Source organism: Actinomyces sp., from assembly GCF_030530635.1.
GTDB lineage: Bacteria > Actinomycetota > Actinomycetes > Actinomycetales > Actinomycetaceae > Actinomyces.
Genome location: NZ_JAUMUL010000022.1, coordinates 1 through 22,643 on the forward strand (window position 1 = coordinate 1; position 22,643 = coordinate 22,643).

19 protein-coding genes are annotated in these 22,643 nt (G+C 65.7%); 8 read left to right on the top strand and 11 right to left on the bottom strand.

What is annotated here, in order from left to right:
- From Q4A20_RS06940 to Q4A20_RS06985, 10 genes are all read right to left on the bottom strand, one after another.
- Nucleotides 1-1,014: flotillin family protein (locus tag Q4A20_RS06940; RefSeq protein ID WP_303121677.1), on the bottom strand; the 1,014-nt coding region annotated here is incomplete at its 3' end.
- A gap of 72 nt (nt 1,015-1,086) precedes the next feature.
- Nucleotides 1,087-1,632, bottom strand: a complete 546-nt coding sequence (locus Q4A20_RS06945; protein ID WP_303121679.1) for a nodulation protein NfeD — start codon at nt 1,630-1,632, stop codon at nt 1,087-1,089.
- Nucleotides 1,633-1,833: 201 nt separating this feature from the next.
- Nucleotides 1,834-3,420: a DUF2079 domain-containing protein gene (locus tag Q4A20_RS06950; protein ID WP_303121681.1), complete on the bottom strand. Its 1,587-nt coding sequence runs from the start codon at nt 3,418-3,420 to the stop codon at nt 1,834-1,836.
- A gap of 76 nt (nt 3,421-3,496) precedes the next feature.
- Nucleotides 3,497-4,354, bottom strand: a complete 858-nt coding sequence (locus Q4A20_RS06955; RefSeq protein ID WP_303121684.1) for a bifunctional 2-polyprenyl-6-hydroxyphenol methylase/3-demethylubiquinol 3-O-methyltransferase UbiG — start codon at nt 4,352-4,354, stop codon at nt 3,497-3,499.
- A 547-nt stretch (nt 4,355-4,901) separates the two neighbouring features.
- Nucleotides 4,902-5,594: a response regulator transcription factor gene (locus Q4A20_RS06960; RefSeq protein ID WP_303121686.1), complete on the bottom strand. Its 693-nt coding sequence runs from the start codon at nt 5,592-5,594 to the stop codon at nt 4,902-4,904.
- Complete coding sequence (locus Q4A20_RS06965; protein WP_303121687.1) at nt 5,591-6,826, bottom strand: sensor histidine kinase; 1,236 nt, start codon at nt 6,824-6,826, stop codon at nt 5,591-5,593. Before Q4A20_RS06965 ends, Q4A20_RS06960 begins: the two co-directional genes overlap by 4 nt.
- Before the next feature lie 196 nt (nt 6,827-7,022).
- Entirely contained in the window at nt 7,023-7,211 is a 189-nt protein-coding gene (locus Q4A20_RS06970; protein ID WP_303121689.1) for a hypothetical protein, read from the bottom strand.
- Between the two features lie 121 nt (nt 7,212-7,332).
- Complete coding sequence (locus Q4A20_RS06975; RefSeq protein ID WP_303121690.1) at nt 7,333-7,731, bottom strand: hypothetical protein; 399 nt, start codon at nt 7,729-7,731, stop codon at nt 7,333-7,335.
- A 143-nt stretch (nt 7,732-7,874) separates the two neighbouring features.
- Nucleotides 7,875-10,643, bottom strand: coding sequence for a lysylphosphatidylglycerol synthase transmembrane domain-containing protein (locus Q4A20_RS06980; protein ID WP_303121693.1), 2,769 nt, complete (start codon nt 10,641-10,643; stop codon nt 7,875-7,877).
- Between the two features lie 730 nt (nt 10,644-11,373).
- Nucleotides 11,374-12,465, bottom strand: a complete 1,092-nt coding sequence (locus Q4A20_RS06985; RefSeq protein WP_303121695.1) for a substrate-binding domain-containing protein — start codon at nt 12,463-12,465, stop codon at nt 11,374-11,376.
- A gap of 379 nt (nt 12,466-12,844) precedes the next feature.
- Between Q4A20_RS06985 and Q4A20_RS06990 the strand changes: the two genes are divergently transcribed.
- The 8 genes from Q4A20_RS06990 to Q4A20_RS15095 all read left to right on the top strand — a co-directional run bounded on the left by Q4A20_RS06990 (nt 12,845) and on the right by Q4A20_RS15095 (nt 22,349).
- On the top strand, nt 12,845-14,110 hold the full coding sequence (locus tag Q4A20_RS06990; RefSeq protein ID WP_303121697.1) for an extracellular solute-binding protein: 1,266 nt from the start codon (nt 12,845-12,847) through the stop codon (nt 14,108-14,110).
- Nucleotides 14,111-14,163: 53 nt separating this feature from the next.
- Nucleotides 14,164-14,976: a carbohydrate ABC transporter permease gene (locus Q4A20_RS06995; RefSeq protein WP_303121699.1), complete on the top strand. Its 813-nt coding sequence runs from the start codon at nt 14,164-14,166 to the stop codon at nt 14,974-14,976.
- A gap of 185 nt (nt 14,977-15,161) precedes the next feature.
- Nucleotides 15,162-16,043: a carbohydrate ABC transporter permease gene (locus Q4A20_RS07000; protein ID WP_303121701.1), complete on the top strand. Its 882-nt coding sequence runs from the start codon at nt 15,162-15,164 to the stop codon at nt 16,041-16,043.
- Between the two features lie 7 nt (nt 16,044-16,050).
- A complete protein-coding gene (locus Q4A20_RS07005; protein ID WP_303121704.1) occupies nt 16,051-17,775 on the top strand; it encodes a hypothetical protein in 1,725 nt (574 codons plus the stop codon).
- A gap of 193 nt (nt 17,776-17,968) precedes the next feature.
- Nucleotides 17,969-19,153 (top strand): AAA family ATPase, encoded by a 1,185-nt coding sequence (locus tag Q4A20_RS07010; RefSeq protein ID WP_303121705.1) that lies wholly within the window; start codon nt 17,969-17,971, stop codon nt 19,151-19,153.
- The gene (locus tag Q4A20_RS07015; protein ID WP_303121707.1) at nt 19,083-21,458 is read left to right on the top strand and encodes a S8 family peptidase; all 2,376 of its coding nucleotides are present in this window, start codon (nt 19,083-19,085) and stop codon (nt 21,456-21,458) included. Before Q4A20_RS07010 ends, Q4A20_RS07015 begins: the two co-directional genes overlap by 71 nt.
- Before the next feature lie 230 nt (nt 21,459-21,688).
- On the top strand, nt 21,689-21,823 hold the full coding sequence (locus Q4A20_RS07020) for a transposase (RefSeq protein WP_303121709.1): 135 nt from the start codon (nt 21,689-21,691) through the stop codon (nt 21,821-21,823).
- A gap of 292 nt (nt 21,824-22,115) precedes the next feature.
- Nucleotides 22,116-22,349 carry an IS3 family transposase gene (locus tag Q4A20_RS15095; RefSeq protein ID WP_368502452.1) on the top strand — a complete coding sequence of 78 codons (234 nt, stop codon included), beginning with the start codon at nt 22,116-22,118 and terminating at the stop codon, nt 22,347-22,349.
- Here the strand turns inward: Q4A20_RS15095 and Q4A20_RS07025 are convergent.
- Entirely contained in the window at nt 22,346-22,480 is a 135-nt protein-coding gene (locus tag Q4A20_RS07025; RefSeq protein ID WP_303121711.1) for a hypothetical protein, read from the bottom strand. The genes Q4A20_RS15095 and Q4A20_RS07025 overlap by 4 nt on opposite strands.
- Between the last annotated feature and the right edge of the window lie 163 nt (nt 22,481-22,643).

The following is a 22,643-nucleotide window of genomic DNA, read 5'->3' on the forward strand; positions in this document are numbered from 1 at the left end:
GGCGCGGGCCTGGGCCTCGGCGCGGGCGACGGTGGCCTGCGCCTGGGCCTCGGCGTCCAGGCGGGTGCGCTCGGCCTCCGCCTCGGCCCGGCGGATCGACTCGGCCTTGGCGGCCTCGGCCTCCTGCTCGCGCTGGTAGCGGGCGGCGTCGGCGGGCTTACGCACCGTGGAGTCCAGTTCGCGCTCGGTCAGGGCCGCCTGGGCCTCGGCCGCCTCCTGCTCGATGACGGCGATCTCCCGCTTCTTGGCGGCGCGGGCCAGCGGGCCGGAGGAGTCGGCCTCGGCCTGGGCCCTGTCGGTCTCAGCCTTGAGCTGGGCCTGGCGCAGGGCCAGGTCGCGCTCGCGCTCGGCGATCTGCTGGCGCGAGGACACCTCGGCGTCCTTGGCCTCGCGTTCGGCGTTGGCGCGGGCCACGCGGGCGTCCTTCTCCACGCGCTGCTGCTCGGGTACGCCCAGGGAGTCGATGTATCCGGAGGCGTCGGTGATCTCGGAGATCTGCAGCACGTCGATCTCCAGGCCCATGTTGGCCATGACCGACTTGGCGTCGTCGAACACGTTCTGCTGGAGGGCGTCGCGGTCGGAGATCAGGTCGGTGACGGTCATGTGGCCGATGATGGAGCGCAGCGAGCCGATCAGGGCGTCGCGGGAGGAGTCGGCGATCGCCTGGTCGGTGTTCGGTTTGCCCAGGAAGCGCTTGGCGGCCGCCCGCACCTGCTGGTCGGAGTCACCGACCTTGACGGCGGCGACGGCGGAGACGGAGACGTTGATCTTGTTCTCGTCCTCGGCGGTCACCTGGAAGCCGATGGTGTTCTGGGTGAAGGGCAGGTACTGGATGGACTGGATGATCGGCAGGACGAAGTCGCGCCCACCGGGGCGGATGATCTTGACCTCGCCGTTGCGGGTGGAGCCGGATACCAGTCCGGTCATGTTGGAGGGCACCACGACTACCCGGGAGAGCATGTAGGCGGCCAGCAGGAGTACCAGTACGACGACGGCGATGATGGCGTAGAGCATTACGCCCCTTTCTATGGGTGTTCTTATGGTTGTTTCGGGAATCGTGGGGGTGCGGTGGCGGCAGGGACCGGGTCACCCGGTGGGTGCTACGGGGCGGTTCGGCAGTGCCGGTGGCACTGTGGGCGGGTCGACGCGTCCGACGACGAGCGTGTCATCGGCACCGGCATCCACCACCCAGGCGATGGTGCCGCCCCGCAGGGGATCGTCAGAGCGGGCGGGCAGGGTGGCCTGGTGCCCCCGAGAGGTGGCGATGACCTCACCGCGCCCGTCCTTCCACCACACCACGCGCACCTCGGTGCCGACCAGTTCTCCGGCCGTGAGGGGGACGGCGTTGCGTGGCATGGATCGGCGCAGGCGGCGCCACACGGCGCGTGTGCCCGCCCCGGCCACGAGGGCGACTGCGAGTGGGACGCCGATCAGGATCAGTGTGTTGCCGCGCTCGCCCGCCAGGGCCTGTACTCCCATGCCGACGGCGCCGAACACGCCCAGCGCGCAGGCCAGTACCGGCAGTGAGCCGTCGAAGAACAGGTCATCCAGGCCGTCCAATAGGCCGTCGAGTAGCAAGGACACCACCAGGGCACCGCAGCCGATGACGGCACACCACATGAAGAGGGACATGTCCGCCTTTCCGGGCCGGGGCAGCCGCTCGAGGTCCCCTGGGTTTACACCGGAATTGTTACATGCCGGGCGATTGCGGGGAATACTCATCCCACGAGCCGGGCGGTCAGGCGACGGGTAGTTCTACCCATCGGGGCGCCGCGTGGGTGCCGGGGCACAGTTCTGCGCGCCCCGTGTGCTTGACGGGTGCCGCGCGGGGATTCAGGAGACCCGCCGGGCCACCTGGTATCCGTCGACCTCCAGCATCAGCTCATAGGTGGATCCCCGGGTCGACTTGTCGGTCGCCCATTCGGCGGCGTTAGTGGGCGGGTTCCCGCCCCAGGCGGAGGAGTGGGAGTCGATGACGACGTAGTCGGTGTCGACGGTGGCGGTGCCGATCCAGTAGACGGTGTGGTCGGGGACCAGGTAGGCCAGCAGACCGAGGTCGGTGACGACGCTCGCCCCGTCGGGTACCAGCTCCATGACCTGGTCGGCGGCCGCGGCGCGGGTGGGGGCCGTGCCGTAGTCGGGGCGCAGCAGGGCCCACAGCGGCAGGTCACGGGCGGTGGTGATACCGATGGTGAGGGGCACCAGGATGGCCAGGACGATCGCCCATTGCTCCCACATGGGCACGGCCGGCCGTCTCGGAGGGGTCCGGCCGGCCGGTTCGGCGGGTTCTTCGGCGTCGGGTTCGGCCAGTTCGGCGGAGTCGGCGGGGCCGGTTTCGGGCAGGGGGCGGCGCGCCTGGATGCGGGCGACGACGTCGAGCAGGGCGCCGATCGCGATCGGCATCAGCACGGCGTTGTAGTGCCAGTTCTGCCAGCTCCAGTAGAACTCGTTGGAGGACAGCAGGCGCCAGGCGAGGGTGGGCAGGGCCAGGGTCATCCAGGGTGAGGCGAGTCCGATCAGGCCGGCGGTGCACGCCAACATGCCCAGGGTCTGCAACTTGACCTCGGAGGATAACAGGCGGGCGATCAGCCCGGTGGAATTGCCGTCGCCGGAAAGGCCGTACTCCCAGGTTCCCGAGGGGCTCAGTGCCGGCAGGAGGAGCCCGACCGTGAGCAGGAAGGCGGCCACGCCGAACAGGGCCAGGGCGAGTCCGAGCCGGGTGGTGCTCAGGGCGCGCCACCATGCCGGGCCGCGGCGGGCGGGCTGCTGCGGTGCTCCCAGTCGGCCGCGCAGGGCGATGGCCAGGCCCGCCATGAAGACGGTGAGTCCCAGATCCTCCTTGACCAGTACCAGGGGTACCAGCCAGAGGGCGCAACTGCGCCAGCGCCCCTCCACGAAGGCCACCGACGCCCATGCCAGCAGCGGCACGGCGAAGGCGATCTCGTGGAACTGGGAGGCGACCGCTCCCTGCAGGCCCCAGGACAATACGTAGAACAGGCCGAGTGCCGTGGCCACCGGCGGGCCGAGCAGCCGTGTCGCCAGCCGGGTCAGCGGCCAGGCCGAGGCGGCGAGCAGCAGGTCCTGCAGCACTAGCAGGGCCAAGGGGCTGGGGAACAGCCGCCAAACCGGACCCAGGAGGACGAGGATCGGGTGGAAGTGGTCGCCCAGCAGGTTGTAGCCCTCGCCCTTGATCGGGACGATCGGTGCCTGCAGGCGGGAGTAGGCCTTGGCCAGTTCGGAGAAGATCGCCAGATCCCAGCTGGGCACTTCCATGGCGCGCCACTGGCCGAGCGAGTAGACGATCATGGAGGCTGCGCCGACGCCCACCACCAGGGCGGCCGACAGCCGACCAACCGGTCTCGCGGGTGCGTGGTCGGCCGGTGTGGGCGGGCGTTTAGGACGGGCGTGAACTGAAGTCATCGACGCGAGCCTACCGACTCGGTCGGCCGGGCCGGCGCTGGTGCGCCCGCGGGCTTGCCGGACGCCGTTCGGAGCTTCAGTGCAGCTTGACGGTGCCGAAGACGATATTGGTGTGGTGGGGGCGGCGGGCGTCCGGAATGAAGTGCCGGTAGTCCACCGTGACGCCGGCCTCTTCGAAGTCGCGCAGCAGGTCGTGGGGTGTTACCAGGAAGAGGTCGCGGGTGCGGGTCTCCTGGCCGCGGGTGAGGGTGACCCGACGCCGACGGCGTGCGTGGTCGATCCGCTCGGTCAGGGTGATGCCGGGACGGGCGGTGAAGGTGGCGTTGGCGGGCGCCTCCGGGCGCACGTGTTCGGCGGACAGGATGAGGCGGCCGCCGGGGATCAGGTGCGTGGTGGCCCGGTGGATGGTCTCGCGGCGCTGCTCGGGGGGCAGGGCGGTGATGGCGCCGGAGGGGATGCATACGGCCTTGAACTTCTCGGTGAACTGGAAGTCGGTCATGTCGAGCCGTTGCGTCTCGATTCGGGCGGCGATTGCCGGTCGAGCACTGCGCAGATCGCTGATGCGGGCGTTGAGCACGTCGATCGATTCGCTCCGCGAGTCCGTGGCCAGGATGCGGTGGCCGGCGGCGGCTACGGGCAGGGTGACGGGGCCGGCCCCGCAGGACAGTTCCAGTACGCGCAGATCGGCCAGCCGCGGGTTCTGGATGAATGACAGCAGGTCCAGGACGGACTGGATCTCCGGTTCGTCGCACAGGGACAGTAGCGCGGGGGAAGCGGTGCTGCGGCGGGTTGGTGTGACGGGCACTGACATGGAGTTCTTCGCTTTCTCAGCTTTCTCACCGGGCCGACGAGTGCAGTCGTGGTTCTGAGTGTTGGAGAAGGCGATGCGTGCCCCCTGTTGACGCCGCGACTGCCGCGTGGTGCTCAAGTTCATGTGTGTGCTCCGAAGAAGGATCGGCCCGGGGCCGATACGGGTTACGAGTGCGCGGACCGAACGAGCTTGTAAGTCGCATGCTCGGCCGTTGCTAGAACGGCACGTATTACACACTGGTAGCGTCCGTCAGTGATCGGCCATCTGGGTGGATCGATCGGGGGATTATTGGAGGCGCCTATCGAAGTGGGATGGCGCCGGGTGGGCCAAGACGGCGGCGGGAGTCGGGTGGAAGCCCGGTGGAGGGTGACCGGGGAGGCCGGGATGGAGGCCCGGCGGGGAGACGACGACGGCGCGGCACCGGATCCAGTCCGGGCCGCGCCGCAACTCAAGCGTCGAGGGTCACCACCAGCGTGAGTTGTTCCGGTACCCAATGGCGGCCAAGACATTCCATGAGAATTTGCCTGCGGTGTCAATGAGAATCACTGTGAGACTCTTTCTGTAAGAGGAGATGCTGCGATAGCAGCTAGATCTTGGCCCATGTTTCCGGATTTCGTGCGCGCCGGTATCGTCCATATGGCTAGGCCGATCGGCGGAGGCGCCCGGGATGTCAGACCAGGCCGGTGCGCAGGGCGTAGACCACCGCGCCGACGCGGTCCTGCACCCCCAGCTTGGCTATCAGGGTGGAGACATGAGTCTTGACGGTGGCGTCACTTACGCCCAGGGTATGGGCGATCTGCTTGTTGGTCCGCGCCTCGGCCATGAGGGCGAGTACCTCCACCTCCCGGGGAGACAGCGTGACCCCGGGGGGCAGCACGTCGGCGGCCGTGGCCGGTGAACTCGGGGGCTCCGGTGAGGCGGCCAGGCGGCGCTCGGGTTTGGCGGTGATAATGGCGGAGGAGGTGGGGGAGAGCACCATGTTGCCGGTGGCGACGTGCCGGATGCTGGCGGCCAGGGTCTCCACCGGATCCTCCTTGGCGATGAAGCCGCGCACGCCCGCGGCCAGGGCGCGGTCCACCACCGAGTCGGCCACGAAGGTGGTCAGCACGAGTATGGCGATCTCCGGGCGTTCACGGCGCAGGATCTTGGCCAGGGCCACGCCGTCCAGGTCCGGCATCTGCACATCCAGCAGCAGCACCTGTACCTCGGACTCCGGCCCCTGGGAGCGCAGGTAGTCGAGGGCCTCATGGGCGTCACGGGCGGACCAGGCCACCTGAATATCCTCAATGCTCTCATTGGTGAGCAGATCGGCGAGGGTGCGGCGTACGAGCGGGTCATCATCGACGATGCCTACATAAATCATGGCTGATTCTCCGGAGGTGAGGGGATGTTACGGGGTTCGGCCACGGGGACGGTTGCGGTGACCATCCAGGAGCCGTCTTCTGCAAGTGTGGTCAGGGTGCCGCCGATGGTGGCCAGGCGCTCGCGCATGCCCAACAGGCCGGTGCCCGAGCGGGGCAGATGCGCGTCGGTGGCGCGCACGCGGTTGGTGGCTACCAGGCGAATGACCTGTGGCCCCAGGGACAGGGTCATGGTGACGGGGGCGCCGGGATCGGCGTGGCGGATGATATTGGCGCCCATTTCCCGGGCCACCCGGGACAGGGTGGTGGCCTGGATGCGGGTGAGGGCGGCCTCGCCCCGGCAGTGGTAGGTGATCTCGAAGCCGGCGGCGGAGACGTCGGCACTGACGGCGCTGACCGCGGTGGCGAGATCGGTGACCACCCCGCCCAGGCCGGTTCCGGTGGCAATGGGAGGCTCCTGGGTGGTGGCGGGCTGGCGCAGGGTGCGCAGCAGCAGGCGCAGCTCGTGCAGGGCGTCGGAGGCGGTGGCCTCCAGGGCGGCGAACTCGTCGCGGGCAGCGGCCGGGTAGGAGGCATCGGCCGCGGCCCGCTGGGCGCGCAGCGCGGTCTGGGACATGGAGTAGGCCACCAGGTCGTGCATCTCGCGGGCGATATCCAGGCGCATCTCTTCCAACTGTGCATCCGCGTGCTCGGCATCGGCCAGGCGGGAGGCCTCGATGAAGCGCACCAGCGCGCCGAGTGGGATCAGGAGGGCCCCTAGAATCACGAGGAATCCGGTCGAACCCAGGGCATTGGATAGGTCGGCGCCGGAGATTCCCGAGGATGTCAGGATGAGTATTTCGATGAACAGCGCTGCCAGAAACCAGGAAAAAGCCGGCAAGGGCCGGAAGAAACGCCCGAGGAAGAATGCGAAGGCCACGCTGGCGAAAAGCATGTCCGACAGGTCGGTGTTCGGAAGAAGTATCAGCAGGGTCCAGCAGCACAGGTAGACCAGTACCCCGGGCCGGGGGTGCAGGGGGAGAAGCGTCACAATGACGGCTGCGACCACAATGAAGACCATATCAATGGGAGCGGGTATGCTGCGGATCGCCCAGTTGGCAGCGAAGTTCCCGATTCCGACGACCGCTCCGATGATCACGTAGATGCGGCGAGAGGGCAGGGGCTCGGGTGGGCGCAGGAGGGCGGTGCGTGCGCGCAGCACCGTGGAGGCGATGGCCTCGCCCAGTTCGGCCATGGCTCCTCTCCCCTCGTTGCCCTGCAATATCACTTTAACAAGCCGGGTGGAGGCGTAGGCTCGGCAGGTTGTTGCGATTGAGGTGGTTGATGGCGGCGGGAGATGGTACGGCCGAGGCTTGCACGCGGCCTTTCAGCCTGCTCGCCCGCGTAAGGCAACTCCGTCTGCGTAACGGCTGCCGAGCCCGCCGCCGGGCTCAGGAACACGGTTCGTCCGGGGGAGCATCGCCGTCGTTGACGAAGCCGACCGCCAGGGCGGCCATGGAGACCACCAGTAACAGGATTGCCACGAGCCACAGCCAGCCGGCGTGCGTGTGGGCGGCCAGGGCGCTCAGGGCCAAGCCTATGAGCAGCAGGGACCAGCCGGTGGTGCGGGGAGAGGACATGGGGCTCCTGTAGGGATATTGCGGGGGAGGTCAGGTGGCAGGTCCGCTCGGGTTGCCGGAGTTCGGTCGGAGGAGTGCGGGCGGCCGGCCGGGCCGAAGGGGCGTGCAGGGGCAAGGTGTATCACAAGCGGACCCTGTCCGGGAACAGCCACGGACGCTGGGGCAGCTCCAGGTGACGGGTGCGGGCCAGCTCGGCCAGTACCGCGTATCTGCCGTATATCCAGGCGAGCACGGTGGACAGCAGGAGAATGGCCCCGCAGGTTATGAGCGTTTGCGGAAGGGTGAAGAACTGGTGCGCGAACGGCAGCACTACGGTCCACGCCATGGCGCCGGCGACCGCCGTGGTGACGGTGCGAATGATGGCCCGGAGCGCGTTGAGCAGCGCGGCATCGGTGATGGTGCCCCCCACCGCCGCCCTGGCCATCAGGTACTTCCGGTAGCGGCGGCGAGACACGCGAAAGGCGATGACGGCAATTACCATGCTGCCGACTGCGATGGCGAGAATCTCCTCAATGTACATCAGGGCTCCTTCAAGGATGCATCGCCCCAAGTATTGTCGCAAGCCACTTCGCGTGCATCCCCCTAACGGTTGGTCCGTTCGGCGGATGGCGTCGCTCTTAGCGGACTCCTATCAGAGTCTTAGCGGCAGGGCGCGGGCGCGCCTCACAGGTCCGCGTGCTTCTGCAGGCGCTGCAGACTCAACCAGCCCACAGGAATAGGAATCCAGAAGGTGACCAGGCGGTAGACGATCGCCGTGGACAGTGCCACGCCGTTGGGCACGCCCGCAGTGACCAGGCCGGCGGTCAACGCCAACTCCACCGGGCCGATACCACCGGGGGAGGGCACCACAGAACCGACCGTGTTCGCCGCCAGATAGGTGATCGCCAGAACCGAGAATGACAGGGTGTGCCCGAAGGCCCACAGACTCGCCCCGAAGGACAGGATGTAGCTCAGACTCAGCAGCACGGAACCACCCACACCCAGCGCCAGCCTCACCGGATTGGACATCACCCACACCAGTCGCGGCCACACCTGCCGATAGGTCGGTTCGATCTTCTCCCAGACCCAACTGCGCACCTTCGGAATGAAAAGAGCGGTGGCCACAACCGCAACCAGGGCCACGGCGATCACCAGCACCCAGCCGCTGGGCAGAGTGAGGCTAGTGGACTGGCCGGTTGTGGCCGCCACAATGATCAGCAGCACTATGGTGACGACGAACTGCACCACCTGCACCAGCGCCACCGTGGCCACGCCGATCGCCGTCGGCACCCCCTTGCGGGACAGGAAGCGCAAGTTGATGGCGGCCCCGCCCACACCCGCCGGCGCCACCAGAGCGACCACGGAAGAGGCCAGATGCACCTCGGTGGACTTCCACAGGGGCAGTTTCACCGGACTGAAGGCCACCAGCGTCAGCCCCGCTCCCACGTAAGTGGCCAGTGAGAAGACCAGCGCCCCCAGCATCCACCACAGATTCGCGCCCGCCACGGCGTCGGTGATCTGCTCAATGTTCAGGCGTGCCAGCAGCGTCCACAGGGCCACCAGCCCGACGACCGCCATAATGACCGTGCGCGGAGAGAAACGGGTCACCTTGGCCGGCTCCGCATGCGCCGTCGGGGTGAGATCCACCAGGGCGTCGCGCAGCTCCTGCAACACCTTGCCGCGCCGGCCCATGGCCTCACGGGTAGCGGCCGGAAGTACGATCCGCTGCAGCATCGGGGCGATAGAGGCCAACTGCTGGGTACTCAGCGAGCGGGAGGCGGCGGCGATGGCGCGATCGACGTCCGTAAGCGCCGCGGTCAGGGCCAGCAGCTGGGCGAGGTCGACCCGGCGGGACAGCTCGGAGGAGATCGTCTCCCCCGACTCCCAGCCCAGCAGCCACACCGAGCCCGCGTCGTCGACGATGACGCGGGCGGAATCGAGGTCCCGGTGGGCCAGTCCGGCCGTGTGGGCGCGACTGATCTGATCCCACAGGTCGGTCAGCACGTCATCGCCGACCTCCTCCAGGTCCGCCAGTGCGCGGGCGCCGGAGATGTGGTCGGTCACCAGCAGCACGGACTCGTCCGCCTCGGCCATGCCAACCAGGGTGGGCGCGCGCACGCCGGCCCGCCCCGCCTCCAGGATCATCAGGGCGGCGTGCTCGGCCGCCGTGCGCACCGACAGATCCCGTTCGGGAGACAAACCCTTGACCCGCACCCGGTCCCAAAGAGTGGTGAGGAAACCCGCCACCTGACGGTCGGCGTCCAGGACCGTCACGTCGCGGCGCACCCCCGCGCCGTCCCAGACGGCGTACATGCGGTGGACGGAGAGTCTCCCGTCGGCCAGTGCCGCGGAGGAGGCCTCGGCCAGTACGGCAGCCAGATCGACGTCGTCGGCGGGCGTAATCGTGGAGGTGTCCTCCGGCGGCACCGGCGCGGGCGCCTGCGGTGCGGGCGTTGCCGCGGCCGGAGTGGGCGCAGCGGGGTCGTCAGCGGTGGTGGCGGCGTCGTCGAGCCCGGTGGGGGTGGTCAGCGGCGTCTCCCGGACGCGCTCGGTATAACCCAGCGGCGCCTGAGTCTCCACCGTCCAGGCGCGGGCGTCAGGAGCGCGGTCCATGCGGACCACCCGGACGGCATCAATGCCGGCCCGACGCAGCGCCCGCACCAGGGCGACGCCGTGGGCGCTGGTGTCGTCCACCCCGAAGGCGTAACGCACCGCCAGCCCCGGCAGGCGGCCCAACAGGATGGAGATCACCGCGCCCGGCAGCGTAATGGCGCCACGCAGCACAGCCAGGCCCACGACGATCCACACGGCGGTCCAGGTATAGCGGATGACCGGGGAGGAACGCCGCTCACCGGCGCCCGTAAGCAGACCGGCCAAGGTGGCGAAAACCGTGGAGATGCCGACTCGGGCCGTGCCGGAGGCCGTCACCGTCAGGCCGGAGGCGAGTACGGCCGGACCCCAGGTGTCCAGCGCCCACAGACTCAGCCAGGCCAGGATGAAGCCACCGGCCCCGGCCAGCAGCGCCTCGCCGGCCGTTTGCCAGGCTCGACGCAGCAGGTTGTGCATGATCACGGCCACCGGGACCACGAAGGTAATCAGGCCCTCAATGGCCTGCAGGGGGAAGACAAGGACACGACGCAGCACCACGGCGAGCGCGTTCTGCACGTCCAGGGTGACGCCGGTGGTGGTGGCGTGGGCGTAGGCCGCCAGGATGATCATGAAGGCCAGGATCAGCGCGGCGATGGACAGGTCGAGCAGATCCTCGGCTCGGCGCAGGCGTCGTTCGGGGGCGTCCACCAGTAGCGCCGTGGTGCGGGGGGCCGCAGTTGGGGCGTCATCGCGAGTGGCCGACGGCGGCTTGCCGACCACAGGGGTGACGCCAATGCGCGGGATGCCGACCGGTGACGTGGCCTGGGCGCGTTCCGGGGTCTCCGGGGGCGGGACATCAGTCATGTCGGTGTCAACCTGTAGTTCTATTAGTGTGATCTGCCTCGAACGGGGCGCAATGAGCGTACCAGGCGGACCCTGGAACATCGCCGCGCACCGCGTCGGAGCAGACCGAGAAACGACTGAAAACAAGCCGTATACTCGGGATCTGCCGGTCTTGGCGGGACGTGTTGGCCGATTGGCGGGTGGGTCTCCGTCGATTGGCTAGCCGAATCGGACCGCCGAATGGCCGATGTTGTAATCATTGCGCGCTGGCAGAGTTATACACGTCGGCAGGGAACGCCGGTCCCTGAACGCAAGATCCCTGGCTGGTTCGGGCCTGGGCCCCCAAGTGGGGCCTGGGCCCGAATCGCGTTCGTGCCCCGCTGTGCGCGGGGCTCGGGGGCCTAGGGCCGGGGACCCGGCGACCAGACCCGCCACGACCACCACAGTGGCGTGGAGAGGCTGGGAGTGCGGAGCCCCGCGGTGCTGGGAGTGCGGGCTCTGCGGTTTGGTGGCGGGCCTGCGCTAGTTGGTGGTGCCGAGGCTGCGGGCCGTGGACGGGGATCGCGTTGGGTACGCCCCTTCGGCGTTGGGTACGCCGGTTAGACCTGTGGTGAAGGCTTCGTAGCCCTTCAGCAGACACCTAACCGGCGTAGTAGAGCACGAACCGGCGTAGTAGACGAGTTCGGCCACAGGCGCTAACACCCCCAAACACGAAGAGCCCTCAAACTCATGCCGCTAACCGGAAGGGCCGCTACTGCCGTAAGGGTGCGGGGCCGGTGGAGTCGCGGACGATGAGGGTGGGTTCGATGCGCAGGTGTGTGCACGGCACCTCCGGGGATGTCAGCCTGGAGGCCAGAGTCCGGATGGCGTGGCTGCCGAGCGCCTGCTTGGGTGGTGCGATGGCGGTCAGCGCGGGACGAGCGATAGCGGCGAGTTCATCGTCGTAGGCAATGACCGACATCTCCTCGGGAACCGAGACGCCAGAGTCCAGGAGGCACTCCAGCACCAACAGAGCGGCCTCGTCGGAGTGGACCACAATGGCGGTGACACCCTTGGCGGTGCAGTGCGCGGTGAAGTCCTTGATCCGTGCCAGGCGGGTGCCGCCCTCCTCCTGGGTGGTGTCGCAACGAATGGCCGGTTCGAGGCTCTCCGCATTCAGCGCCTGCGCACAGCCGGCTGCGATGGCGTGTCGGGAGGGGATCGGCTTGTCCAGGAGCAGAGCGATGCCTCGGTGTCCGAGACTGCGCAGGTGCTGCACACTGATCTCTCCGCCCCGGTGATGATCTGCGACGACGGAGTCGAAGCCGCGTGACATGAAAGAACGCGGTTTCGCCTCCCGCTCGACCAGGACGAGCGGCATGTCCAACTGCTCAAGGTATTGGATCAGCCGGTCGCTGTCTGCGGACTCCACATCGGGGACGACCGCGAGCGCGTCGAGCTGCGTGTGGTCCACCAGTTGCTTGACTTGGCTCAGGTTGTCGCGGGCGGAGAAGGTGGACCCTTGCAGCAGTATGCGGGCGCCGATCTCATCGGCGGCACGGTTGGCCCCTTCGATGATGCTGGGCCAGTAGAAGTCCAGTGAGGGAGCGATGAAACCCATGGTCGTGCCCGCTTCCAGCAGCGTGGGTGAGTGCGGGTCGACGGCGAGGCGGGCCCCTCCGCGCACGCGCTTGACCAGGCCCTGTTGTGCCAGCTCGTTGATGTCGCGTCGGACGGTTATGGGGGTTACGCCAAGTTCTTCGGCCAGCGCCGCTGTGCGTACGCTTCCCCGGAGCTTGAGGCGCTTGAGGATCTGGTCGCGTCGGTTCGACGGCAGAGCTTGTGCGTCGTCTCCCAAGAGCATTCGGACTCCTCCAACTGTTATGGGCGTGTAGACGTCCCGGCTGCATGGATGCACTCCCTGTCCGGTGGCCGGTCCGCATGAGATGCACTGCCAGGGCTTCAGGTTCCATGCTCCGCGGTTGGCACAGTGAAACCCGGGGCACCTCGGTCCGCCATGAACTTTAAGGCACGCACGGAAGTTCGATCATGACTCATTAGAGGCAAAACTATCGAAGTAGATCAGTACTTGACTTATTGGAACATCCATCCTACGCTGTCACCAGATCTCGTTTGCAATGAAGGGAAGGAGATCACCCACGCCCGTCAAGGCGCAGCCGTACACGGCACCCCCATCTTCCGGCACCCACCTCCGCATCTCTCTGCCTGCCGGGTCGGTCCCGGTGACACGCCGCTCATTCACCAGGGGCGCTCTGCTCGCCGTGCCCGGGCTGGCTCTGGCCGCCTGCGGCTCCGGCGGATCCTCCTCCGGAGAGGAGAAAACCGACACACTCACCTTCTGGCTCTCGGGTGACGCCAATGAGGGAGGCGGTTACGCCGCGCTCGCCGCCGACTATGAGGCGGAGACCGGCATCCACATCGAGATCGTCGACGTCGCCTATGACGACTTCAACACTAAGCTGGTCAATGCCGCCCTGGCCAACGATCTTCCCGATATCGGCCGGATTCCCTCGGTCGACCCCACCTTCTCTGAGGATCTGGTGGATCTGGCCGACGTCGCCTCCGAACGGGGCATTATGAGCAGCCTGCTGGTGCCCGACGACGAGGATCGGGTCACCACCTTGCCCGCGGCGCTCACGGCGGTGGGACTGTTCATCAACAAGACCCTGTTCGAGCAGGGCGGCGTGACCTATCCCACCAGTGAGGGGGACATCTGGACCTGGGACGAGTTCGTGGAGACGGTCACGCGGGTCAGGGAGAGGACCGCAGCCGCCTATGGGCTGGTGATGGACCGTACGTCGCACCGGCTGCGCTCCTTCCTCTATCAGTTCGGCTCCGAGGGCTTCGTCGAGGGTCAAGACGGCGCGTACACGACCGATGCGGCGGCCCGTACCGCCCTGGAGTTCTTCCGCGGTATGAACGACGACGCCACCATGCCCCGCTCGGTGTGGCTGTCGGAGGACGATCCCTCCGCCCTGTTCAAGTCTGGGCGGGTCGCCGCCTACTACTCGGGCGTCTGGCAACTGGCCGACTTCAACGCCAACATCACGGACTTCGAATGGGCGTCGGTGTATATGCCGGCCCAGCCCACCCGGGCCACCAACCTGGGCACCAACCTGATGGTGGCGTTCGACGCCAACGGACATGGTCAGGCGGCCAAGGAGTTCATCTCCTGGATGTACCGTGAGGAGCCCTACTCGAAGTACTGTCGACTCGCCGGCGCACTGCCGTCAGTAGAAGGACTCGCGGTGGACTATGAGTTCGCTCAGGAGGCCTTCGACGTCTACAACAACGAGATCGCCGCCGCGCCTGACGTGGCCGGATACCAGATCGCCTCTCAACTGAAGTGGCAGAACGCCGGTAAGACGATGGACGGCGACCCCCTGCGCGACGAGGTGATCAAGTACCTCGGTGGTGAACAGGACGTCGACGTGAAGATCACTGCCATTGAGACTCAGCTGACCGAGCAGGTGGGCGGCGTGTCCTGACCCGCTGCGGGCCAGGCGCAAGGACTCGGATGAGTTCGAGGATGTTGGCGACAATGAGCGACCGGCACCGGGGCCGGACGGGTGCGGCGGGAGGCACCGAGCATGCCGGCGGATTCAGGAGGCGACGGTCCCCGGGAACCTACCGATGGCAGCCGCTCGTATTCACCGCCGTCATTATTGGCCTGTACGCGGTCTTCTTCATATGGCCGGCGGCCGCGGGCCTGTTCTACTCCTTCACCGACTACCGTGGGCGGGGGAGCTACGAGATAGTAGGACTGGCCAACTACGCGGAGTTGTTCGGTGACGAGGACTTCTATGGTGCGTTGGCGCGCACCTTCCAGTACGCGGTCATCGCTGTGCCGCTTACCTATGTGCTGTCATTGCTGACGGCGGTGTTCCTCACCAGTGAACGCGTGCTGGGAAGGTCCCTGGCGCGGCTGGTGTTCTTCATGCCGTGGCTGATCTCGCCGATAGTGGTCGGCGTAATCTGGCGCTGGTTGTTCGGTGAGAGCTTCGGACTGATCAACTACTTGATCGCCCAAATGGGAGGAACGGGGCCCAAATGGCAGACTGACGCCGACCTGTCACTGATGGTGGTGGTCTTCGCGGGCGCCTGGGCCGGAACCGCCTTCTCCATGCTGCTGTTCATCTCCGCCCTTCGCAACGTCCCCCGCAGTCTCAAGGAGGCCGCCGCCCTCGACGGCGCCACCCCGTGGCAGACCTTCTGGCACGTGACCATGCCGTCGATACGCCCGACCTCGTTCATGGTGATCCTGCTGGCAACCCTCGGTGCGATGAAGGAGTTCGCCATGGTCCAGGCGGTCAACGGGGGCGGGCCGGGAACCGCCAATAACCTGATCGTGTAGTACATCTACACCACGGGCTTCTCCCAGGCGAAGATCGGCTACGCATCCGCCGCCTCAATGATCCTCATGGTCATCCTCCTGGTGCTGTCCCTGGCCCAGCTGTACGTGAACAACCGCAGGGAGGCACGATGACGGCGACGACGCAGCCGGCCCGGCCAACCCGGTCGGCGGGGCCAACGTCAAGAATGTCCGGGAGGCAGCAGCCCGGTGCCCGCGGCCGGGCGAGGCGACATTCCGAGCAGGAGGTCGCGCACACCCGGAAGTCTCCTCTGCTCACCGCCGCGATGTGGCTGGTCGCCCTGGTTTACGGCTTTCCGGTGCTGTGGTTCCTGCTGTCCTCATTCAAACCGGGAGGGGAACTGTTCTCCTTCCCCCTGTCATTCCTGCCCCGGCAGTGGACTTTGGCCGGGTATACCCAGGCCTGGACCCGATTCGAGTTCGCCACCTACTTCAAGAACACCCTCATCGTCGCCTCCACCACGACGGTGCTGACGGTCATTGTCTCGGCCGCAACCGGCTATGCGCTGGCGAAGTACTCCAACCGCTGGCTCAAGGTGCTGTTCATCGCCCTGCTCATGACCACCATGCTGCCTACGGAGGTCATCCTGTCCCCGACGTTCCTGGTCATCCGTGATCTGGGTCTGTACAACCGTATTTCCGGGCTGGTAATGCCCTCGATCATGACGGCCACGGGCGTGTTCATGTTCCGGCAGTTCTTCCTGACGGTGCCCAATGAACTGCTCGAGGCGGCGAGGCTGGACGGAGCGGGCGAGTTCTCCACCTTCTTCCGCATCATGCTGCCGCTGTCCCGGCCGATTGTGCTCACGTTGGCGATCTTCTCCTTCCAGTGGCGCTGGAACGATTACATATGGCCGCTGATCGTCATCTCCGATAAGAACAAGTTCACGCTGCAGGTGGCGCTGCGCTCGATCGTCGGCGCGGAGAACATCAACTGGACGGTCCTTCTAGGGGCATCGATCATCTCGATCCTGCCGTTGTTGGTAATATACCTGATTTTCCAGCGCAATATCATGGGCGCGGACCTGAGCACAGGAATCAAGGACTGATCCCGCGATGACTTACCTCGCCGAAGTAACCGCATTGGCGCAGCGGCAGGCGGCGGGCGTGCTGAGGGAGCTGGACGGTCTTCTGCGCTCAAGCCCGTCCCACCGCGTGCTAGCCCGTCTGATCAAGGTACTGACCGCGTGCTATCGCGCGCCCGGGGCGAGGATGAACGGAGAAGGTCGACTGCTTTGCGCAGCGGCCCGGATGGGGCGGGCACTGCTTGAGGCGCAGGGGCCGACGGGACTGTTCGACGGCGGCAACCTCCAGTCCCCGCCCGATACCGCCTTCACCGCCAACGACGTGCTCGATACGCTGCGGCTCCTCGACCCGCCCCCGGATGCGGGAGGTGCGGCCGCAGGCCCCGACGTCGACGAGCAGTTGATCGGCCGACTCAAGGAGACTCTTGATGCCTGTGTGGAATGGCTGGATGAGCCGTTGCGCAGTGGCGGCGTGCACACGCCCAACCACCGCTGGGAGCTGTGCCAGGCCCTGGCCAAGCTGGACGCGCGCAGCCCGGATCCGGAACGCCGCGCGCGCATCGACCAGTGGCTGAGTGAGGGCATCGACGTCGACCCCGACGGGCAGTACTCCGAACGCTCAGCCAATTACGCGGCCCACGTCACCAATCGGAGCCTGCTGGTACTGGCGCGAGAACTAGGCCGACCGGACCTGGAGGACGTCGTGGTGCGCAATCTTGAAGCGGTGGTGGCCATGACCGATCCGTCCGGAAACGTGGAGACCATTCATTCCCGCAGGCAGGACCAGTTCCACACCGTCCCGCTCAGTGTGTTCCACCACCAACTGCGGCTGGCGAGTGTCACCAGGAACCGCCGGGACCTGGCCTGGTGGTGCGCTCGTGCTTGGCGCATGGGTGTGCCGGATCCGGGCGACGAACTCAGCAACGCGCTGCTGGACCCGCGTTGCACCGCACCGCTGCTCGAGCCGGCAGCGCCGGGCGACGACGAGCGCAGATTCGCGTCGGGACTGGTCGTGCGACGTCGTCGGCGCCAATACCTGTGCCTCAACGGCGGTTCGGACTGGCCGGTATTCAGGCGTGCGGCGTCGGGACTGGCCTGTAACCCGACTTTTCTGCACGCCTGGGTGGGCGACGTCGAAATCAGGTCGCTGCGGCTCTCGCGCGCATTCTTCGGCCTGGGCCCCTTCCGGGCGGAGCGGATCAGGCGCCTGCGCACGGCGGAGGTGGCTGGATACCTGCTCAGTGAGGAGGCGACGGCGTACTACTATCAGCCGCTTCCGGATGGGCTGCGTCGTCCAGGAGGCGATTACCCCCTGGAGCATGAGGGGCGCTTCGCCGCCGCGATGGCCTTCTCCCTGCGCGAGCGGGACGCGGTGACCCTGAGCACCGAGGTGGTGGTGCTGCCCCGGCCCGACGGCGTGGATCTCACAGTGAAAACCCGCGGTCCCCGCACCCACGTGTGTCTGGAGGTGGCGTTGCCGGACCTTCCCGCCAGCGGGGTCACCCGGTACGGGAAGGACGTATGGATCCCCGACGGCGAAGAGGTGACCTGGGGCGAGGGAGAAGGCTCGCTCCGGATCGGCATCGCCGGAGACACGTGTGCTGCGCCGCCCCTGTATGAGCCCGGCGAGGAGCTGCGTCATGTGGGCGGCACTGACGCGGTGGACGGGCCGCGCCTGTACATATCCGTGTGCGTGCCCGGCGAGTTGCGACTGCGATTGCGCGCATGCTCCGCGCCCGAGGCCCGCTGCGACTAACCGGGCCCGCGGCGGGAGACCGGCCTTGGGAGGGTGCCGCTCACGGCGCCGTCTGGGGAGTGGCTGGACTGTCGGTTGACTGGGAGGCTGCGCAGCATCCTCGCCCTGAAGTGGTAAAGATGACGCTCTTGTAAAGCAAAGTTACCGCATATAAGGATATGGCGGCGATTAATCCTGGTTTATGATGGTAATCATGAGCACAGCAGCCAACACACCGCTGCTTGGGGACCTCGAACGAGCGGTTGTAGATCTGGTCCGAGCCGGCACACGCGGCCAGGACCCCGGTGTGCGCAGGCTCGCCACTCGTCTGATGCGGAGTGTCCCCCGGGAGGTGTCAGACGCATCGGCCTTCCGGCACGCAGTACACCTGGCGTTGGCAACCGATGCCGGACTGCGGCTGGGGTCATCAGATGTTCCCCGCGAGCCCGATACTCTCCAGCCGCTGGTGGATGTCGAAGACGCACCCGATGGGCGCGGGCTCGTCCTGGACTCCCAGCTTATGGCCTCGTTGCGGGCGATCGTGTCCGAGTACGCGCGTGCCGATGAGCTTCGCAAGGAGGGCGTCGAACCGACCCGCACGGTGCTGTTGAGCGGCCCCCCGGGCGTAGGCAAGACGATGAGCGCCAAATGGCTCGCCCAGGAGATGGAACTGCCCCTGGTGAGCTTGGACCTGTCCTCGGCGGTCTCCAGTTACCTGGGTAACTCTGGGCGCAACATACGTGAGGTGCTTAGATATGCCCGCTCCGGCCCGTGCGTGCTGCTGCTGGATGAATTCGACGCAATCGCCAAGCGCCGCGACGACGATGCCGATGTTGGTGAGCTCAAGCGGATCGTCAACGTCATCCTGGTCGAGCTGGACCGCTGGCCCGCAACGAGCCTGCTACTGGCTGCCACCAATCACTCCCATCTGCTGGATTCCGCGGTCTTCCGACGATTCGAGAGGACTCTCAACTACTCGTCACCGGGCCGGGAGCAGAGACGCCAGATCCTCCGGTCGTTGGCCGACGGACGGGTCGACGACGACTTGACCTGCCTAGTGGCTGACCTCACCGAGGGGATGACGGGATCGGATCTGGTTAGGATGTGGACACTGTCTGTGCGACGTGCGGTATTGGAAGCGCGTCCGATTCATCAGCCCCTTCTCGAAGAGATCGCTCGGACTTCGCCCCGTCACGGGCGGTCACGTGACAGACTCTTCTATGAGATGGAACATCAGCTGAACCTGTCGAAGCGACAAATCGCCGCCATGTGCGGCGTGACGCACCCGACCGTCTCGAAGGCCATCGCCCGGTATAGGAGGCTCAACGATGAGCGAACCCACAAGTGCGCAGCCCCAGCCGCGTCCCCTGCTCACCCGGGGAGAGGCACTCAAGATTGAAAATGTTGAACGCCCACCGTCTGGTGGAGGCGATAAGTTCCATCCGCAGACGCTTGAGGAAGCAATACGCGTGCTCAAGCCCCAGGTAGAACAGATCCAAGATCAGATCCATAGGCTTGAGGACGCCTACCGCGCGCCGGAGCGCGTATACATAGAGGCCAAGCTGCTGCCGAATTACCTGGCGGTCAGCTACTTCCCGGCAGACCTATTCGCAGCTATCGACGCGGAACCGGTGGGTTCCCGCCCCGATAGGGGTGCTTACCGCACCCCGTCCAAGACGGAACTTGATCAGCCGACGCGACGCATTGTGTTGGCCGTACCCGACCGCGGCATAGATGCGTTACATGATCTGATGACCGCTACCGCCCGCACACGCACCGAGCAAAATGCGATCAATCAGATCGTCTACTTTGAGAACATATCCCTTCCCTCGTATGAGGAAGTTCTCCGCATGCCCGAGGGCATCCCGGATGAACAGGTACTGACCTGGGAGGCCGTCCTCCACCCCGCAGGATCCTTGAAAGACGGACCGTATCCAACGGATGCAGAGACGCTGGAGCGGTGGCGATCACTGGTAAGAAAGTGTGGAGGCAGTGTCGCCGATGAATTTGAACGTGAAGTCGGGGGACTTACGTTCGTTCCTATTCGTATACGGCGTTCCCAAGTTGAGGATCTATCCATATTCAATCCATTGCGCGTACTGCGCCCCATGCCGAGGCTTCGCTCCAGGCCGGGCGGAGGTGCCACGCGGGCGTTCCCCGTTATTCCTAGTCAGCCTTCTTCTGGGCCAATCTCAGACGATATTCGTATTGCGGTATTCGACGGTGGTGTGGACGTTAACGAAGGGGGAACTCCGGTAGTTGTACCGGATACGTCAACGGACTTAACTCATGAACCCGCCAATCCGAATGAATTGGCGCATGGCACCGGGGTCACCGGAGCGGTCCTGTATGGTAAGGTGGAGCCCGGCGAGGTACTACAACGGATTTCAATGTCGGTCGACTCCTATCGGGTTCTGCCGACTCCCTGGCCCGATCTCGACGCTTATTGGGTGCTCGATCGGATCGTCGAGACGGTTCGCACATCCGGGCATCACATCGTCAATCTCAGTCTCGGTCCGGCCCGATCCGTACGTGACGACACCGAACCCGACCGCTGGACAAGCGAACTGGACCGTTTGGCATGGGACAACGGCACGCTCTTCGTCGTTGCTGCCGGCAACAGCGGAAGTACAGCATCTCCCCGTGTGCAACCTCCTGCCGACATGGTCAACGGATTGTCAGTCGGCGCTTGCGATAGCCCTGCTCCCGATGGAGGGTGGAACCGAGCCCCGTACTCGTCGATTGGTCCCGGTCGGTACGGTGCTCGTATCCAGCCGCTCGGTGTTCAGTTCGGCGGTACCGAGGATAATCCTTTCCATGTATTGCGGGCCGATGGCTTCTTCGATGACAGGATGGGCACATCCTTTGCCGCGCCAGTGACTACTCACGCACTCGCGCAGGCAGCCGCGCGTCTGCCACGAGTCAACGTCTCCGTACTGCGCGCATTCGCTGTCCACTTCGCCGAATCGCATCGATCCCACCATAAGTTCCGAGATCAACTCGGGTATGGTCGCCAGCCCTTGTCCTACGACGAGGTATTTGACTGCGCTGGGAATGAGGTTACTACCCTGTATGTGGATAGCATCGCCAGGGGTGATTATATGGCCTACCGCATACCCGTCCCGGATGCGTTCGTAGGAAAGGTATGTATGCGTGTAACTCTGGCCTATGTAACACCGGTGGACCCGACTGAGGTGACAGAGTACACGCGAGCGGCACTTGGCATCGTGCTGAGACCTCACCTTCGGCGTCATACTTTCCGCCCACCACGAGGAAGCGGCGGGAAGGCGGCGGTTCTAGACCTCGATAGTGCGGAGGATGACATGCGTATTAAGTCAGGTTGGACATATTCTCAGGAGCCCGTATCCCTCGCCTTGGAGCCCCTCGGGCGAAATACTCCAGAGGGGAAGTTGCGTGAGTCCGGTAAATGGGAGACCATGCGGCGCTTCAAGACTAAAGAGTTCTATGCTTCGGAGTTGTATGAGCCACGTATCGAGATCTCCTACATGGCCCGTAGGGGAGGGCGGCGTGACAATTCACCTACCGCGATCCCTTTCGCAATGCTTATCACCTTCACCGGTGACACTGACGATGGGATATATGACAATGTGCGAACCCAGTTCACCCAACTGCGTCCTGCTCAAAGGGCCCGCGGGCGTATTCGGACGCGCGGGGGCGCCGCCTCGCAACAGCATTGGTACTGATAGCTGCTTTCTTGGGCTGCTATCCGTTGGCAAGGGCTGTGCCGATTCGAGTTGTCTTGCCATGAGGTCAGTTCCTATTGCCTGCCTATTCGGCACTTGCGCGGCTGTGGTGGTGCTTGGGTTGACGGTTGGTCACCTTGCGCGAGCGGTTGGCTATTGGAACGCGAGGTTGTTTTTGGACTTGGGGGATGGTTGCCGTTCCCTGTGATCTGATAGTTAGGATGATGATCATGACGAAGGCGAAGTACTCCGAGGAGTTTCGTGAGCAGGTGGCCCGTGAGGCGGTGGAGGGAGACCGGTCGATTGCGTCGGTTGCCGCCTCTTATGGGCTGGTGGCCCAGACCGTGGGCAAACTGGGTCGCTAAATACAGGAAGCAGGACGGTGTGGAGCAGGAGCGCACGAGCGAGTCCGAGGCGCAGGAACTGGCCAGAATGAAGGCTGAGAATTACAAGCTGCGGATGGAGAATGAGTTCCTAAAAAAGCGGCGGCTTTGCTTGCGAAGGAACAGCCGTGACCGCAAGGTATGAGCTGATCCGTCGCGAAGAAGGTAACTATCCGATCGCCAGGGGTGTGCCAGTGGGCCAGGTCTCCAAGTCCGGCTACCACACGACTGGCTGTCGCGTCCCGAATCCGCCACCGCTATCAGGCGCCGGGAGCTGGCCGGGCATATTGAGAAGGTATTTGATGAGTCCGACGGCACCTACGGATATAGGCGCATCGCCGCCACATTGGACTGGCAGGGTATCCCAGCGGATGCGGACACGGTCAGGTCTATCATGCGTGAGCTGGGGTTGAGGGCGGCGCGGCCGAGCCGCAAGGTCCGTACCACCGTGCCGGCCGAGGACCTGGATGACAGGCCCAGGGGGTTGGCAAAGTTGGTGTGTGATTAGGGGGTTGTTAGTGGCTTGATGGCTTTGGTGGGTTTGCGTGTCATGGCGCGGTTGGCCGAGGCGATGCTGGTGGTGGGGTCGTCGTAGGTGGTGCGGATGAGGCTGATGGCCAGGTTTCTTAGGATGGCCATGACCTGGGGGCGTTGCCGGGGAAGTCGACCCACGTGGGTGCTTGGGCGGCTTTGATGGGGCGGCGCACCCTGCGCCTGTGGGAGGTGTCCACCCCGGTGACGGCGGGGACGTCGGCCCAGGGCAGGGCCTTGAGCTTAGCTCTGAGACTGGGCTGGTTGTTTT

What these genes read in the sequence shown, in the direction of transcription:
- Q4A20_RS06945 (WP_303121679.1), bottom strand. Translation starts at nt 1,632, where the DNA reads ATGTCCCTCTTCATGTGGTGTGCCGTCATCGGCTGCGGTGCCCTGGTG.
- Q4A20_RS06950 (WP_303121681.1), bottom strand. Translation starts at nt 3,420, where the DNA reads ATGACTTCAGTTCACGCCCGTCCTAAACGCCCGCCCACACCGGCCGAC.
- Q4A20_RS06955 (WP_303121684.1), bottom strand. Translation starts at nt 4,354, where the DNA reads ATGAACTTGAGCACCACGCGGCAGTCGCGGCGTCAACAGGGGGCACGC.
- Q4A20_RS06960 (WP_303121686.1), bottom strand. Translation starts at nt 5,594, where the DNA reads ATGATTTATGTAGGCATCGTCGATGATGACCCGCTCGTACGCCGCACC.
- Q4A20_RS06965 (WP_303121687.1), bottom strand. Translation starts at nt 6,826, where the DNA reads ATGGCCGAACTGGGCGAGGCCATCGCCTCCACGGTGCTGCGCGCACGC.
- Q4A20_RS06970 (WP_303121689.1), bottom strand. Translation starts at nt 7,211, where the DNA reads ATGTCCTCTCCCCGCACCACCGGCTGGTCCCTGCTGCTCATAGGCTTG.
- Q4A20_RS06975 (WP_303121690.1), bottom strand. Translation starts at nt 7,731, where the DNA reads ATGTACATTGAGGAGATTCTCGCCATCGCAGTCGGCAGCATGGTAATT.
- Q4A20_RS06980 (WP_303121693.1), bottom strand. Translation starts at nt 10,643, where the DNA reads ATGACTGATGTCCCGCCCCCGGAGACCCCGGAACGCGCCCAGGCCACG.
- Q4A20_RS06985 (WP_303121695.1), bottom strand. Translation starts at nt 12,465, where the DNA reads ATGCTCTTGGGAGACGACGCACAAGCTCTGCCGTCGAACCGACGCGAC.
- Q4A20_RS06995 (WP_303121699.1), top strand. Translation starts at nt 14,164, where the DNA reads ATGAGCGACCGGCACCGGGGCCGGACGGGTGCGGCGGGAGGCACCGAG.
- Q4A20_RS07000 (WP_303121701.1), top strand. Translation starts at nt 15,162, where the DNA reads ATGTCCGGGAGGCAGCAGCCCGGTGCCCGCGGCCGGGCGAGGCGACAT.
- Q4A20_RS07005 (WP_303121704.1), top strand. Translation starts at nt 16,051, where the DNA reads ATGACTTACCTCGCCGAAGTAACCGCATTGGCGCAGCGGCAGGCGGCG.
- Q4A20_RS07010 (WP_303121705.1), top strand. Translation starts at nt 17,969, where the DNA reads ATGAGCACAGCAGCCAACACACCGCTGCTTGGGGACCTCGAACGAGCG.
- Q4A20_RS07015 (WP_303121707.1), top strand. Translation starts at nt 19,083, where the DNA reads ATGAGCGAACCCACAAGTGCGCAGCCCCAGCCGCGTCCCCTGCTCACC.
- Q4A20_RS07020 (WP_303121709.1), top strand. Translation starts at nt 21,689, where the DNA reads ATGACGAAGGCGAAGTACTCCGAGGAGTTTCGTGAGCAGGTGGCCCGT.
- Q4A20_RS07025 (WP_303121711.1), bottom strand. Translation starts at nt 22,480, where the DNA reads ATGGCCATCCTAAGAAACCTGGCCATCAGCCTCATCCGCACCACCTAC.